The organism is Halomonas sp. S3-1-1 (assembly GCF_023757625.1).
In the GTDB taxonomy this organism is placed as follows: Bacteria; Pseudomonadota; Gammaproteobacteria; order Pseudomonadales; family Halomonadaceae; genus Vreelandella.
Genome location: NZ_JALGBZ010000001.1, coordinates 217,395 through 232,510 on the forward strand (window position 1 = coordinate 217,395; position 15,116 = coordinate 232,510).

At 58.6% G+C, this 15,116-nt stretch carries 14 protein-coding genes; 5 read left to right on the plus strand and 9 right to left on the minus strand.

Features of this window, described 5'->3' with window-relative positions:
* Positions 1-33: 33 nt before the first annotated feature.
* Positions 34-705, plus strand: a complete 672-nt coding sequence (locus tag MQW23_RS01135; RefSeq protein ID WP_252105979.1) for a glutathione S-transferase — start codon at positions 34-36, stop codon at positions 703-705.
* Between the two features lie 36 nt (positions 706-741).
* On the opposite strand, the gene nhaD is transcribed toward MQW23_RS01135, so the two are convergent.
* A complete protein-coding gene (gene nhaD / locus MQW23_RS01140) occupies positions 742-2,211 on the minus strand; it encodes a sodium:proton antiporter NhaD (protein ID WP_252105980.1) in 1,470 nt (489 codons plus the stop codon).
* Between the two features lie 368 nt (positions 2,212-2,579).
* On the opposite strand from nhaD, the gene MQW23_RS01145 reads away from it, so the two are divergent.
* Positions 2,580-3,560: a TAXI family TRAP transporter solute-binding subunit gene (locus MQW23_RS01145; RefSeq protein WP_252105981.1), complete on the plus strand. Its 981-nt coding sequence runs from the start codon at positions 2,580-2,582 to the stop codon at positions 3,558-3,560.
* 21 nt (positions 3,561-3,581) lie between these two features.
* Here the strand turns inward: MQW23_RS01145 and MQW23_RS01150 are convergent, their stop codons facing one another.
* Positions 3,582-4,538 (minus strand): calcium/sodium antiporter, encoded by a 957-nt coding sequence (locus tag MQW23_RS01150; protein ID WP_252105982.1) that lies wholly within the window; start codon positions 4,536-4,538, stop codon positions 3,582-3,584.
* A gap of 217 nt (positions 4,539-4,755) precedes the next feature.
* Here MQW23_RS01150 and MQW23_RS01155 point away from each other — a divergent pair, with 217 nt between their 5' ends.
* Positions 4,756-5,514 (plus strand): metal-binding protein ZinT, encoded by a 759-nt coding sequence (locus tag MQW23_RS01155; RefSeq protein ID WP_252105983.1) that lies wholly within the window; start codon positions 4,756-4,758, stop codon positions 5,512-5,514.
* A gap of 365 nt (positions 5,515-5,879) precedes the next feature.
* Positions 5,880-6,785: a GGDEF domain-containing protein gene (locus MQW23_RS01160; protein WP_252105984.1), complete on the plus strand. Its 906-nt coding sequence runs from the start codon at positions 5,880-5,882 to the stop codon at positions 6,783-6,785.
* 9 nt (positions 6,786-6,794) lie between these two features.
* On the opposite strand, the gene MQW23_RS01165 is transcribed toward MQW23_RS01160, so the two are convergent.
* The 7 genes from MQW23_RS01165 to MQW23_RS01195 form a co-directional block, all read right to left on the minus strand.
* Positions 6,795-7,556 carry an SDR family NAD(P)-dependent oxidoreductase gene (locus MQW23_RS01165; protein ID WP_252105985.1) on the minus strand — a complete coding sequence of 254 codons (762 nt, stop codon included), beginning with the start codon at positions 7,554-7,556 and terminating at the stop codon, positions 6,795-6,797.
* A gap of 72 nt (positions 7,557-7,628) precedes the next feature.
* Positions 7,629-8,381: a M15 family metallopeptidase gene (locus tag MQW23_RS01170; protein ID WP_252105986.1), complete on the minus strand. Its 753-nt coding sequence runs from the start codon at positions 8,379-8,381 to the stop codon at positions 7,629-7,631.
* A 4-nt stretch (positions 8,382-8,385) separates the two neighbouring features.
* On the minus strand, positions 8,386-9,663 hold the full coding sequence (locus tag MQW23_RS01175) for a TRAP transporter large permease (protein WP_252105987.1): 1,278 nt from the start codon (positions 9,661-9,663) through the stop codon (positions 8,386-8,388).
* Positions 9,660-10,157, minus strand: coding sequence for a TRAP transporter small permease (locus MQW23_RS01180; RefSeq protein WP_252105988.1), 498 nt, complete (start codon positions 10,155-10,157; stop codon positions 9,660-9,662). The genes MQW23_RS01175 and MQW23_RS01180 overlap by 4 nt, the downstream gene beginning before the upstream one ends.
* 72 nt (positions 10,158-10,229) lie before the next feature.
* Positions 10,230-11,258, minus strand: coding sequence for a TRAP transporter substrate-binding protein DctP (dctP, locus tag MQW23_RS01185; RefSeq protein WP_252105989.1), 1,029 nt, complete (start codon positions 11,256-11,258; stop codon positions 10,230-10,232).
* Between the two features lie 121 nt (positions 11,259-11,379).
* Complete coding sequence (locus MQW23_RS01190; RefSeq protein ID WP_252105990.1) at positions 11,380-12,306, minus strand: LysR family transcriptional regulator; 927 nt, start codon at positions 12,304-12,306, stop codon at positions 11,380-11,382.
* Positions 12,307-12,422: 116 nt separating this feature from the next.
* On the minus strand, positions 12,423-13,346 hold the full coding sequence (locus tag MQW23_RS01195) for a LysR family transcriptional regulator (RefSeq protein WP_252105991.1): 924 nt from the start codon (positions 13,344-13,346) through the stop codon (positions 12,423-12,425).
* A 369-nt stretch (positions 13,347-13,715) separates the two neighbouring features.
* On the opposite strand from MQW23_RS01195, the gene MQW23_RS01200 reads away from it, so the two are divergent.
* Complete coding sequence (locus MQW23_RS01200; RefSeq protein WP_252105992.1) at positions 13,716-14,897, plus strand: CaiB/BaiF CoA transferase family protein; 1,182 nt, start codon at positions 13,716-13,718, stop codon at positions 14,895-14,897.
* Positions 14,898-15,116: the final 219 nt, after the last annotated feature.

Sequence of the window (15,116 nt, forward strand, 5' to 3'; positions counted from 1 at the left end):
GAGCGTTACATCCACTACTACCAGGGAAGGGCCATGATTCACGTACACCATCTCGAGAAATCGCGCTCGCACCGGGTTATCTGGCTTTTGGAGCTTCTGGAGCTCGAGTACGAGATCCACGTTTACAAACGTAACGACAAGACCATGCAGGCGCCGAAAGCGCTCAAGGAAGTGCATCCGCTGGGCAAGTCGCCGGTGATCGTCGACGGTGAGCTGACCATCGCCGAGTCCGGCGCGATCATCGATTACCTCGTCGAGCGCTACGGGCAGGGGCGCTTCAAGCCCGAGCCCGAGAACGTCGAGGCGTGGGTGGACTACCGCTACTGGCTACACTACGCCGAAGGCTCACTGATGCCGCTTCTGCTCATGAGCCTGGTATTTAGCCACATTCCCAAGCAGTCGCCGGCGCTGGTGCGCCCCGTGGCCAAGGGGATTAGCTCGACGATCCGCGAGCGCTTTCTCGACCCGCAGCTCGATCAACACATGGCGTTCATCGAAGCGCACCTGCGAGCGAAGGAGAACTTTGGCGGCGCCTGGCCAAGCGGGGCGGATGTGCAGATGAGCTTTCCGATGCTGGCGCTCAAGGGCACACGCTCGCTTGGCAATTATCCAGCCATCGCGGGGTTCACCCAGCGTTTGGAGAGCGACCCCGCCTGGCAGCGGGTGATCGAGCGCGCCGGGCCGCTGGATATCCTCGAGCGCTAAAGAAGATGCCCGGCGCGCCCCGCGCCGGGCAAACCGCTAGCCAAAGCTTGCCGCGTTGAGCCACAGATGCACCAGGATGCTGGCCACGTATCCAAGCAGGATCACCGGGGTCCAGCGAAGGTGACCCATGAAGGTATAAGAGCCACGCGCTTGACCCATGACGGCTACCCCCGCCGCCGAGCCGATCGATAGAAGACTCCCACCGACGCCCGCGGTAAGCGTGATCAAAAGCCACTGCCCGTCGGACATCGCCGGATGCATGGTCAGTACGGCGAACATCACTGGAATGTTGTCCACCACCGCGGACACCACGCCGAGCACTACATTGGCCCAGGTCGGGTTCCAGCCGCTATAGAGCGCCTCGGATAGCAGCCCCAGGTACCCCATGAACCCAAGCCCGCCGACGCACATCACCACCCCATAGAAAAACAGCAGCGTGTCCCACTCGGCGCGCGCTACGCGGTTGAAAACATCGAAGGGCACCACGCTACCCAGCTGCGCGAGCTTTTTATTGTCGCCCTCGCGGCTATAGATTTCGCGCTTGCGCGCAAGCGAGCGCGGCAGGCTCTTGCGCAGGTAGAAGCCGAAAAACTGCAGGTAGCCAAGCCCGGTCATCATGCCCAGCACAGGCGGCAGATCCAGCAGCGTATGGCACAACACTGCGGTGGTGATCGTCAGCAGAAACAGCGCGATGATGCGCCGCGCGCCGCGCTTCATGATGACCTCTTCGTAGACGCTGGCGGGCTTTTGATCCTTGATGACAAGACTCATGATCGTCGCCGGCAGTAAGAAGTTGACCAGCGCCGGCACGAACAGGATGAAGAACTCCTGAAACGGTATGATGCCCGCCTGCCACACCATGAGCGTGGTGATGTCGCCAAAGGGGCTGAACGCCCCGCCGGCGTTGGCGGCGATCACGATATTGATACACGCCAGATTGATGAAGCGCTTATCGCCTTCGGCGACCTTGGTGATCACCGCGCACATCAAAAGCGCCGTGGTCAGGTTGTCGGCGATCGGCGAGAGGATGAAGGCGAGCCCGCCGGTCAGCCAAAATAGCGTGCGATAGTTGAAGCCCTTGCGCAGCATCCAGCTTCGCAGCGCATCGAACACTCGGCGCTCTTCCATGGCGTTGATATAGGTCATCGCCACAAGCAAAAACAGCATCAGTTCGGTGAACTCCAAAAGCGTCATCCGAAACGCGTATTCGGAAGTCTCCGAGAGCCCGTTTTGAACGTACACCCAGCCGATGAGTCCCCAGATGATGCCCGCCGCTACCAGCACCGGTTTGGACTTGCGCATGTGAATTTTTTCTTCGGCCATGACCAGCGCGTAGGCCAGCACGAACACGCCAAGCGCCAACAAGCCGACCCCGGTAGTGGTCAAATCGAGCTCGCCGGTGACGGCCAGCGCCGGCGTAGCAAAGCAGGCAGCAATGGCTACCCACAAAAAAAGCCAGCGGCGCGAGGTTCGCGGCTGGCAGTCGTGCCGAGTCAGCGTAAGCATAGGCGTTTCCCTTACTGTTATTGGAATGGGGTTTATTGGAATAGGCGTTATTGGAACAGGAAGAATCTCATCGAGTTTAGCAATTCGGGTTTTTCCCCAATACGGAATAAAACCGAACGAAGCGATGGCCTGTTTGATTCGATACGTCTTTTTTTCGCAAATTAACCGTTTCGCTAATAGCCATAAAGCAATGCTCATGGCATATCGACTGGATGAGCCAATTCCGAGATCGAGCCGTCGATCACCGCGCTGCGGCGCCTTGAGCGGCGCCATGACGCGGCTGGCTGCCGTAAGGCCTAGGACGTGCTATGTTGATGGCGCCACGGCCACGGATTGGCCGATAACGCATTTGACCGAGTGCCGACGCCATGAAGGATTCCGCTTTACACCCCGTTCGCCGTAAGCTGAACCGCTTTGCTGCGTTGCTGGTAGCGAGTGCTCTATCGTCTGGCGCCTACGCGCAAACGCTCATCACTTTTAAGTCCTCGTCAGTGGGCACCGCTTATTATCAGATGGGGATCGAGCTTTCCGAGGTGATTAGCGCCGCCACCGAAGAGGATTTCGTGTTAAGCCTCGAGGAGAGCCGCGGGTCGGTCGAAAACGTCATGGAAGTCGCGGCGCGCCAGGGGAACTACGTTCTCACTACGCCTCCGGGCGTCATCGAGCAGGCGCTTGCCGGTGAAGGCCCTTTCGCCCAGCAGCAAAGCCCGCGCTTTGACGACATTCGCGGGCTATTCCCGATTCCGCCGATGACCATGCACTTCGTGCTGGCGGGAGATCATGCTCCCACGGCCATCGAGTCGCTCGCCGGCAAGTACGTGCTGGTTGGAAGCGGCACCTTTAGCGCCCGAGAGGCGCAGCGCTATTTCGAGCTGTTCGGGCTCACCGGCGATATTCGCCTGGCGGACGCCGCGCTGGACAACGGCCCGCAGGCATTGATGGACGGCAAGATCGACGCCTTCGTCACCGCCAGCACCTTTCCAACACCGAACGTGACCGAAGTGGCCACCAGCGTGCCGATCACGCTGTTGTCGTTGACCGAGGAGCAGATCGCGCAAACCGGCGAGCTTGCCCAGGTGATTCCCGGCGGCACTTATCCGGGCGTCGATGAGGACGTTCATACCACGTCGCTTCCGGTGCTGGCCTACACCACGACACAGATGGACGACGATACCGCCTATCGCCTCACCAGGGCGTTCTGGGAAAGTCGCGAAGCCCTGATCCAGCGGGCCGTCTGGTGGGGTGCCGTCACCCCGGATCAGCTGCAGGGCCTGGCCGCGCCGCTACACCCCGGCGCGCTGCGCTACTACGACGAGGCCGGTATCGAAATCGACGATACGCTGCGCTAACGTGCCGGGCCAGATCCTTTTCTAGGCAAACAGGGTGAAGCTTGCCGCAATGAACGCCGCGTACCCCGTAAGCAGCAGGGCGCCTTCACCGCGCGAAAGGCGAAGACCGGTATAAAGAAAGCCGAGCAGCACGATGGCCGAGGCAAGCATTACCCATTGATCGAAAAGCGCCATGCGCTCGACCAGCACCAGCGGCTGAAGAAAGGCGGAGACGCCGAGAATGCCAAGCAGGTTGAAGATATTGCTGCCCAGAATGTTGCCGACCGCTACATCGGCGTGGCGGCGAAGGGCGGCCACCAGCGATACCGCAAGCTCCGGTAGCGACGTACCGACCGCCACGATGGTCAGCCCGATCACCGCCTCGGAAAGCCCCATTGCCTGGGCGATCCCGACCGCACCATAGAGCAGCAGCTGCGAGCCACCAATCAACAGCGCCAGCCCACCCAGAAGCCCAACCACAATCCAAAGGGTGGTGGTCGGACGCCTGGCCGGTGCCTCCACCAGCACGTTGGCGGGCTCTGGCGCCTCGACCGCCCGGCGCTCGCTCAGGTATGCCCAAGTGAGATAGCCCAAAAGCCCCGCCAATAAAAGCCCCGCGTCGGCTCGGCCGAGTTCGCCGCTAGCGCCCAGCACAATGAAAAGCGCCGTTGCCGCCAGCATGACCAGCCCGTCGCGCTTGAGCGCCTCTCGCCGGGTAGTCAGCGGGTAGATCAGCGCGCAGAGCCCGAGGATCAGCAGGATATTACCGATATTGCTGCCCACCACGTTGCCGATGGCGATATCCGGCTTTTGATCGAGAGCGGCGTTGATCGACACCACCAGCTCCGGCGCCGAGGTGCCAAAGCCAACAATGACAAGCCCGGTGAACAGCGCCGATACCCCCAAGCGCTCGGCACCTGCCACCGCGCTTCGCACCAACGCTTCGCCGCCCAACGTTAACAGCGCGATGCCTCCCAGGAGGCTCAACAAGTACAGCATGCTCACTCCCTTTTCGGGCTTCAGGGCCCGTCGTTATGCTTAACCTAGTCTGCAAGGCGCTGTCGTTCCACGATTAAAAGGGGAGCTTTAGTACGACGGCTAAAAAAACGCCCGGTCATGGCTGGCGAGCTTTTCAATTAATTGATATGTTATATCGTATTATTTATGGAAAGCCGCTTCAACCCGCTGTATAAACCCGTTCAAACAAGGAGAGTACATGACTCTTTCAACCCGCAAGGCGCTCGGCGCCTTGGCCGTTGGTTCGCTGATGATCAGCGGCCTGCAAAGCGTTTACGCCCAGCAGGACGACCACGATCATGAGCACGGACACTCGCACGATCATTCTCATGAGCATGAGCACGACAATGGACACGAGCACGCTCATGATCACGGTCACGACGATTCCCACGACCACTCTCATGATCATTCCCATAACCATGACAGCGATATTTACGCCGGCTACTTCGACGACGACCAGATCGAAGATCGCCGGTTAAGCGATTGGGAAGGCGATTGGCAGTCCGTTTATCCCTATCTGCAGGATGGCTCGCTTGAGCCGGTCTTCGAGAAGAAAGCGGAAAACGGTGACAAGAGTGCCGAGGAGTATGCCGAGTACTACGAGGTGGGCTACGAAACCGACGTCGATCGCATCGTGATCGATGGCAACCGCGTCACGTTTTACGAGGACGGAGAAGAGCGTAGCGCCGAGTATGAGTACGATGGCTACGAAATCCTCGATTACGAAGCCGGCAACCGCGGCGTTCGTTTCATCTTCGAAACCGAAGAGAGCGATACCGACATGCCGCACTACATCCAGTTCTCGGATCACGACATCTACCCGACCGACGCGCACCATTTTCACCTGTACTGGGGCGACGATCGCGAAGCGCTGCTGGAAGAGGTCACCAACTGGCCGACTTACTATCCGAGCGAACTCGATAGCGACGGTATCGTGGAAGAGATGCTGGCGCACTGATCACACCGCACTCCATTCGTTTTATCACCACGCCCCCGGTCCTTGGACCGGGGGCGTTTTTTATGGCGATTGGGCAACCCTTAAGCGTTAGGGGTGTCTGATTCGTGCGTTTAGCCAGTATGCGACAAAAAATACTTAATTTATCAAATGTTTGTCTTGAATGCCGAGTTCAATAAGCTTTTTTGCATGTAATGGAATGCGTTTGTTAATGCAGGATATCCATGTTATTGGTAAAAAAGTGTATCATAATGTAAACGAAACGGGCTGTGATGATGGCCTGAAACCACGACCCCTTGTTCAAAACGAGCAAGCGAGCGTAAAGGGCGCTGCCTAACCTGATCGATGATCGACCGGACGAGAACACGATGTCGGAACCTCTGGTAATGCCAGTGCCTCCTGTAAAAGAGTGCAGCCTTCAAGCCGTTGCGGTACTTGGATTCAGTGCTGATGGTTCAGCGCTTACCGTTTTGAACGCCAGCGACGAATACTTACACTTTTGGGGAGGCGAGCGCGACCAGTGGCTGGGGGCGTCGCCCAAACTCGTGGGCTGCGATATCGAGAATCGAAGGCTTCTGCGCAAACTCTGCCGAGCGCTGGTCAAGGGCGAGATGAGCGACGGTTACTCGCTTTCCGGGCTCGATAAAAGCAGTTGGCCGCTCAGTGCACATCAAGCGCCCATGCTCATCGAATGGCGTGTAACGGCGATGACCATGCCCGGCTACGCCCAACGCGTACTGGTGCTGGTGCAGCGCGACATCTCCAAACGGGTCGAGAAAGAAGCCGAACTCGAGCGCTTGGCCACCACCGATATGCTGACCGGGCTCTATAACCGCGCTCGCTTCGATCGACTTCTCAGAACCGAGCTTCGCCGGCGCCACCGCTATGTGCGGCCCTTTTCGCTGATCATGCTGGATATCGATTTCTTCAAGAAGATCAACGACAACCACGGCCACGACGTGGGTGATCAGGTGCTGGCAAAGCTTGGTCAGCTGCTGATACAGAACCTGCGTAAGGTCGATTACTGCGCCCGCTGGGGCGGCGAGGAGTTCATGATTCTGGCGCCGGAGACTTCTCTCGAGCAGGCGGTCCAGCTGGCCGAGAAAATACGCTGCTGCGTGCGCCAGACGCGCTTCCCCGAGGCGGGGCAGGTGACCGTTAGCCTCGGCGTGGTCGAAGCGCGGCTGAACGAAACGCAAAAGAGTGTAATGAAGCGCGTCGATGACGCCCTCTACACTGCCAAGGAGCAGGGGCGCGATCGCGTCAGCTACTAAGCAACGGCTTCAGGCCGGGTCGCGGTCCACGTTGAAGGGCGACCAGGCCTGACGCACCGGCATGATCTCCAGGCGGTTGATATTGATATGCGCCGGGAGCGTGGCCAGATAAAAGAGCTGCTCGGCGATGTCTTCGGCCTGCAGCGGCGTGGTGCCGCGGTAAAGGGCATCGGAGGCGGCTTGGTCGCCCTTGGTACGCACCAGCGTGAACTCGGTTTCCGCCATGCCCGGCGCAAGATCGGTTACGCGCACGCCAGTGCCCTGCAGGTCGCAGCGCAGGTTATAGCCGAACTGCTGCACGAACGCCTTTGACGCCCCGTAAACGTGCCCACCCGGATACGGCCACTGGCCGGCCACCGATCCCAGGTTCAAAATGCTCGCGCCCGCGCCATGCTTGATCAAAAGCGGCAGAGCAGCGTGGGTGACGTTCACAAGCCCGGTGATGTTGGTATCGATCATGGTGTGCCAATCCTTGAGATCGACTTTCTGCGCCGGCTCCGGCGCCAGCGCTAAACCGGCATTGTTGATCAGGCAGGTCAGCGGTAAAAACGCCTGTGGCAGCTCACTCAGCGCCCTGGTCACCGCGTCGCTATCGCGCACGTCCAGCGTTAGCGTCAGCACCTCGACCTGATCGGAAAGCTCGCGCTCGAGCGCTTTCAGGCGCTCTTCGCGACGCCCGGTCAAAATCAACGACCAGCCGGCTTTGGCAAAACGGTAGGCGGCAGCGCGGCCGAATCCGGACGTGGCGCCGGTGATTAATACGCTAGGCATCAAAGACTCTCCTTCAGGATATGAACGTGATAGCGCTTTAATGTAGCCGGTTTCGCGCGCGCTTGTGAAGGTTTAACCCAACTGACGCCGCCATCGGTTCTCGATGGTATCCAGCGCTGCGGGGCCGTACGGCACTGTGCGTTGGCCGCTGTAATGCCCCCAGAGCTGGTCGCCCAAGTCGAAGTGCCACCACTCGCTCGGCAGGTTGGTGAAGCCTTGGGCGCGCATGGCGTGGTAGAGCAGCCGGCGGTTGTCCCGAGCACGGCGCTCGCGCTCGTTGAGCTCATTGCGCTCGAAATACGCGGTGTTCGAGGCAGGCACGGCCTCATCGAACAGCGTACCCATATCCAGCGGAGCACCGATGTTATCGCACAATGTAACATCCACGGCACCGCCGGTAAGATGAGGGCTAGGGGCGGCCTGTTCGATACTGGGCACCGAGACGAATTCGCGGGTACGCTCCAACAGCGCGTCGCCATCGAGTTCCGGGTAGCGGTGAGCGATCGCCTCCTGCAGCGTTTCGAACAGATACTGCTGTACCCGCCAAGGGCGCCAACCGTCAAGCACGATCATTCCAGTCCCTTTTGGCAGGCTTCGAGCCGCCGTCACCAGCGCGCGGTAGACTCCTTCGCGTACGAAACAGTCGTCCACCGCGCCGGGGATGCCTAAGCGTGAATAGGCCGGAAATACGCGAATGGGCGCTGGGGCGAGGCTCAGCGGTAGCAGGCGTTCGCCGTTATCCACGATGGCCAAGTCGTTGACCCGAGGCCAGTCCGGTGCTGGGTCACTCGGTACGACAGGGAGAGTCGCATGAGAAAGAGGCATCAATTCATCCAAGAGCATTAGGTAACCAGAGAGTCAGACCAGGGAACACGATCAGCAGTACCAGTACGAAGACGGCCAGCAGTACGAACGGCCAGATGGTTTTAAACAAGGACACGATTTCCAGCCGACTGACCGCGGCAGCGACAAACACGCACGCACCCAGCGGCGGGGTGATCAGCGCAATGGTGATGTTGAGCGTGATGATCACGCCCAGATGCACCGAGTCGATGCCTGCCATCATGGCGACCGGAGCAAAGATCGGCGTGAGTAGCATCAGCGCCGACACCTCTTCCATGAACATGCCAGTTACGAAGGTGATGGCGCTGAGTAGCAGCAAAATGATGATCGGGTTGTCCACGTAGGGCGAGAGTAGTTCGACGAATTGAGTCGGCACTTGGGCGTAGGAGAGCAGCCAACTGATAATGGATGAGGCCGCCATTATTAGAAAGATCGCTGAGGTGAGCCGAGCGGTATCTTTGATGGCCTGCCAGCAGTGGCGCAATCTGAGCCCTCCCAGCACCACACCGCAAAGCGCCACATAGAGTGCAGTAAGGGCGCCGGACTCGGTCGGCGTGACAAAGCCCAGTACGATGCCGGCGACGATGATGAATGGCGCGACGAGCGCGGGCGTGGCGGCCATGAAGGCGCTGCCAACTTCCTGGGCCGACGGCAAGCGCCCGCTTTTGGGTAGCCGATGGCGCCAGGCGTACCAGGCGTTCATGCCCATGAAAGCCAGGCCCAAAATGATGCCGGGAACGACGCCGGCCAGAAACAGATCGCCCACCGAGGTGTTGGTCAGCGAGGCGTAGAGAATCATGAAAATACTGGGCGGAATGATCGGTCCGATCAGCGAACTTCCCGCGGTAAGGCCGGCAGCGAAGGCGCGCGAGTAGCCCTCTTTCTCCATTGCGGGCACCAGCAGTGACCCTAGCGCCGAGGTATCCGCCACTGCCGAGCCATTTACGCCGGCAAAGAAAACGCTCGATACCACGTTGACGTGCCCCATGCCACCGCGTAGGTGGCCGACGATCAGCCGTGCGAACCCCATCAGCCGCTCGGTCAGTCCGCTCGCGTTCATCAGGTTACCGGCCAGGATGAAAAGCGGAATCGCCATCAGCGAAAAAACATCGATGCCACCGAAAAACTGCTGGGGCATCATGCGCATGATCATGGACGGATCGACGAAGAGAAACCCCATCAGCGCCGTAACCAGCAGTGAAAGGAACAGAGGCAGCCCCAGCAGAACGTGGATCAAAAAGACCGCCAGCATGGTCAGAATCATTTTTCGTCCTCCACCGTCTTGAGCGGGGCGGGCCCATAAAGTAGTACGTGCCAAGCCAGTAGCGCGAAACCAATGGCCAGCGAAAAAAGCGGAATCGAGCGGCTGATGCCCAGCCCCGACGTCTTGAACAGCCCGATCGAGGGTGACACAGCGTAGCGATAGCTGATCCAAGCCCCGCCAAGAGCGATGGCCAGTGTGATCAACCACTGATAGACATTCAAAAGTCGCGCTAGCGACGCCGGTAAGCGGCGCTCCAAAAGGGCAACGCGCATGTGGCCGCCTTCCGACCACACCGCGCCTGCGGCGAGCATCACCGTGGCGATAATCAAAAAGCGCGCCAGCTCATCGGTCCAGATTGGTGCGCCACCCAGCGCGTAGCGGGTGAGCACGCCGTAGAGAATCACCAACACGTTGATTGCAAGAAGCCCGCCCGACAGTACGAGTGAAACCGAGCGGCTTACGTCGAGCAGGCGAGGGCGAAACGAAGTAGCCATATAATCGCTCCAGCGTACAAGCAGCAAAGGGGCTAGCTGTAGCTAGCCCCGTTATCAGGAAGGAGGGACAGTTTACTGGGTGAGCGCGCTTTCGCCTGCATCGTCGAGTGCCATGTTGATCCAGCGCTGGTCGATGCCACGTTCTTCGAGCCACTCGAGGTAAGCTGGCTGGCCGATGGCTCTAAAGGCTTCCAGCTCTTCGCTGCTCGGGCGAATGATTTCCATGCCCTCGTCTTCGAGATAGGTAATACGCGACTCGACCTGCGCTTCGTTAGCTTCGCGGGCGAGTTGGTTGGCTTCGGTCACGGCTTCCATGAAGGCTTCACGCAGATCGTCGTCCCAGCCGGCGATCATTTCACTGTTGCCTACCAAAAACTGATCCGAATACTGGATGTTGGCCAAGGTCAGGTAATTCTGTACTTCATAAAGACTCGCCAGAATGATGTACATCGGCGGATTCATTTGACCGTTGGCGATACCGGTACGCAGCGCCATATAAGTCTCGGTCCAAGGAATCGGAGTGCCAGAGGCGCCAAAGGATTCGTAAAGAGCTACCTGGCTTGGGTCCATGGCGCGAAAGCGCAAGCCCTCGAAGTCGCTTGGCTGGCGGATTGGACGCTCGTTGTTGGTAAACGCCAAAAAGCCGCCTTCCTCAACTACGGCTAGCATGTCCACACCGGCGCGCTCGCTCAGTTCATCGCTGAAGGCCTGCCAGTAGCTGCCTTCATCGAAGAAGTTGCGCGCGGCGTCGAAGTCCTCAAATAAAAACGGAATGGCGCTGACGAAGAGTTCGTCAGCCAGCGGTGAGACGCCAGCGAAGGACGCGATGTTGAGCATGGGCGTATTCATGGTCTGCTCCATACGCTCTTCTTCACTGCCCAGCATGCTGTTGGCGAACAAGCGCAGCTCAATCTCGTGATCGGTACGCTCTTCCACGAGCTCTTTCAGGTTGGTAGCGAATACGTGAACCGCGTTCTTTTCCGGGTCCGGTGCGCCGTTGTAGCTCAGGTTGATGGTGGTAGCAGCCAGCGCGGTGTTGGTCATGGCTATTGAGCCTAGCAGGCACGCAGCTCCAAGACGTGAAAGATTAAAACGTAACATCAAGAGTCTCCTTGTTTCCTGTAAGAGAACAGGTATGAACACCTGCTTATCGTTATTGAAGGCTTTACTCGATGAGACTATGCATTGAAGTGTTGACTATGCAATACCCAAAGCGTTGCTTTTATATCAACAGGCGGGGCGCATTAGCGGAAAAGAACCGCATGCCCTGATGAAGATGATGCAAGCAGGTACTAGCGGCTACAGTTAGGTCATGACTACGGAGGCTTACGATCTGAGCTCGGGCGTCATTCATCAACGCGTACTGCATGGGAAGGGTGGTGATTTCGCCACGTCGAATTTCGTCCTCCACGGTCAATTCCGGCATGAAAGTGACACCAATGCCTGAGCGCACGAAATTTTTCAGTACTGCCACCGAGTTGGTGTAAAGACGCGCCTCGAGATGAATGCGCTCGTGGTGTTCGACCATGTTGACCATTTGGCGCATTCCAAAGGGGTTGTCCATTAAGCCCAGCGGCCAGCAGCGCAGGTCATCTAGTCCAATGGCCCGCTCCAGTTGGCAAAGCGGATGGTTCGGCGGCACGATCAGGTCGAGAGGTTGGCGCGTTTCCACATGGCAGTAAAGCGCTGGATCCACGGGCGGGGCGTATAAAAGCGCCAAGTCTACTTCATAATCTTTCAATAGAGACATGGCCTCGTTCACCCCAGCCATACGGATATTTACGTTGATACCCTCGAAGGCGGTCATGAACTCCCCCAGCGGCCGGGCGATCAAATCCGCGATGAACCCCTCGCCTACAGCGATGCGCACGTTGCCCCGTGAAAGCCCTTGCAACGCGTTGATTTCGGAGAGCACAGCCTCCTCTTGAGCACGCTGTGTATTGAAATGCTGCGCTAACAAAATGCCCGCTTGAGTGGCGCGCATACCGCTGCCCACTCGTTCGCAGAGCTTACTGCCCAGCGACTCTTCCAGCATTTTGATTTGGCGGCTCAGCGCCGAGGGGTCGACGTCCAGATGCGCCGCCGCTCGACGTAAAGAACCTCTACGAATGACTTCATTGAGATAAACGAGTGCGCGCTGATTGAGCATCGAGAGCCGTTGTAAGCGTGGTGGAAATGAGCTGAGCGGAAAGCCGTTTCAGAAGTGCCAAAGGCTACCACACTTCCTCATTCGAGGCCTTTGAGCGCGCCTTATCGCCGGCGATCTCAGGACGATGAGGTTACGTGTGGTGGTATGGCATCGCCTTGTAGCTGTTCTTGCAGGCACTCCAGCAGCAAATCGCGGCTCTGATGTGGGGTATCGCCTCTCCAAATGCAGTGGGATTGATGGCGTCGCGGGGAGTCGACCAGAGGAACGAAACGAACGTTGGAAAAGCCCGCCTTGGCCAGCGAGGTGGGCACCAGGGAAACGCCCATTTCGTTGGCCACCAGCGCCAGTACCGTCAGCCAGTGAGCCGCCTCGTGGCAGATATCCGGCTCGACATCCTCGTGGTGAAACAGGCTGATGATGCGGTCGTAATAGTGCGGCGCCAGCGACCGGCCAAACAGCACCACTTCCTCATTGGCCAGCTCCTTGATGGAAATGAAACTGCGCACCGCCAGCGGATGATTGGCTGGCAGGCAGCAGATGAACGACTCGCCGGAGAGCCCCATAGAGTCGATTCCCTCGGGTAGGGGCATCGAATGGATGAAGCCCAGGTCGAGCTTCTCCTGAGCGACGGCCTCGACCTGCTCGGCCGAATTGCGCTCGATCAGTTGAATGTCGATGCCTGGATATCGGGCCTTGAGCGCTCTGGTGAGTTCGGGAACGCCGCGAAACAACATGGTCGGGGTGAAGCCTACTCGCACCAGCCCCGAGGCGCTTGCCGCAATACGCTGGACGAGCGTCTGGGACTCCTTGAGCTGGCTCAGGATACGCCGTGCCTGATGTTGAAACGCCTCGCCCGCCGGCGTGAGCGACACCCGCTTGCTGTTGCGCTCAAGAAGCCGTGCATCGAGCTCGGCTTCGAGCTGACGCAGGCTGGCACTCAACGGCGGCTGAGAAATGTGCAGACGCTGTGCCGCCCGGCCGAAGTGCAGCTCTTCCGAGAGCACGAGAAAGTAGCGCAGTTGGCGAAAGGTGAGTGCCATCGTGAAGGCTCCAAAAGGTTTTTTCGGATGTGATCATACATAAAAGTGTATCGATGAATCCTAAAACTGTATTGGAAAAGGGTAATTGGCCCGCTTAGTGTGACGATAAATTATATAATAAGTCCAAGAGGTATATGGTTTGAGTACGCTGATTCATCGCAATATCCCCGATGCTTGGGGACAGAATCTCTACCGCAATGATCCCGCGCTTACTTGGCTTTTAAACATCTATCTGCCTTCCAACCGTTGGCGCACCACTCCGAAACCTCTGATGCTTCGGTGGTGCTTTTGGAAGCGTTGCGATAAGCAACGAACAGGTAATCAACCGCGCGACATTAAACGAGCCAATACGGCAGAGGGAGGTAACCCATGGCCGAGCTGATGGGCGCCCTCGGCGACATCAAGGTGATCGACCTGAGCCGCGTGCTCGGCGGTCCTTACTGCACCCAGGTACTGGGAGATTACGGTGCCGACGTAATCAAGATCGAACCTCCCAGCGGCGACGAGACGCGCGGTTGGGGCCCTCCTTTCGAAGGAGATGCAGCGTCCTACTTTCATGGCCTCAATCGCAGCAAGCGCGGTATGGCGCTGGATCTTCGCCAGCCCGAGGGCCAGACCTTACTACTGCAATTGCTGGAAAATGCCGATGTGCTGGTCGAGAATTTCAAGCCTGGCACGCTCGAGAAGTGGGGGCTGGATTACGCAACGTTGAGCGAGCGCTTCCCCCGGCTGATCCATTGCCGCATCAGTGGTTTCGGCGCGGATGGTCCGATGGGCAGTCTGCCGGGATACGACGCTATCATCCAGGCCATGGCCGGACTGATGAGCGTCAATGGTGAAAAAGTAGGCGAGCCGCTGCGTGTGGGACTGCCGGTGGTGGATATCGTTACCGGGCTCAATGCCGTGATCGGTATTGCGCTGGCGCTGCATGAGCGAACGCGCAGCGGCAAAGGGCAGTTCGTTGAAGCGGCGCTTTATGACTCCGGCCTCTCCTTGATGCACCCCCACTTCCCGAACGTGTTCTACGGCGGGCCTCAGCCGCGGCGCACCGGCAACGAGCATCCCAATATCGCGCCTTACGAGGTCTACCGTACCGCTACGCAGTCCGTCTTTCTCGCGGTGGGCAACAACGCGCAGTTTGCGCGCCTGTGTCATAAGCTCGGCTGCTCTCAACTGCTGGAAGACGAGCGCTTCGCCAGCAATGGCGCGCGTCTTGGCCATCGTGAAGCGCTTCGCGAGGCGCTGGAAGCCGCCATGGCCAACCGAGACGGAACGGAACTCGCCGAGCAACTGATGCACGAGGGCGTGCCCTGCGGGCCAGTACTAACTACTTCCGAGGCGCTCGCGCATCCGCATACTCGCCACCGTGACATGGTGATCGAGATTGGCGCCTACAAGGGCACCGGCTCGCCCATCAAACTGGCGCGCACCCCTTCGCGCTACGATACACCGCCGCCGAGATTCGGCGAGCATACCGATGCCATTCTCAAGGAGGTCGGCCTGACCCAGAATCAGATTAAAGCGCTAAGAGACAAGGGCGTTCTGCCTTAATGGATTAGGCAAACAAATCACTTTCATTTTTTAATAAGTACGCATGGTCATCATTAATGATTTGAAACTGGAGGGGCGAGGACCACAAAGTTTTATCTTGTAAGCGTAGGGTGTCTGTCCAGTTGACTAACGCTCGCCGAGCCACATCTGGAGCAAGCGAATTGGCACCCATGAACGCTTTGCCCCCTGGCGCCTTTTCATCGACAATGCGTTACTTCC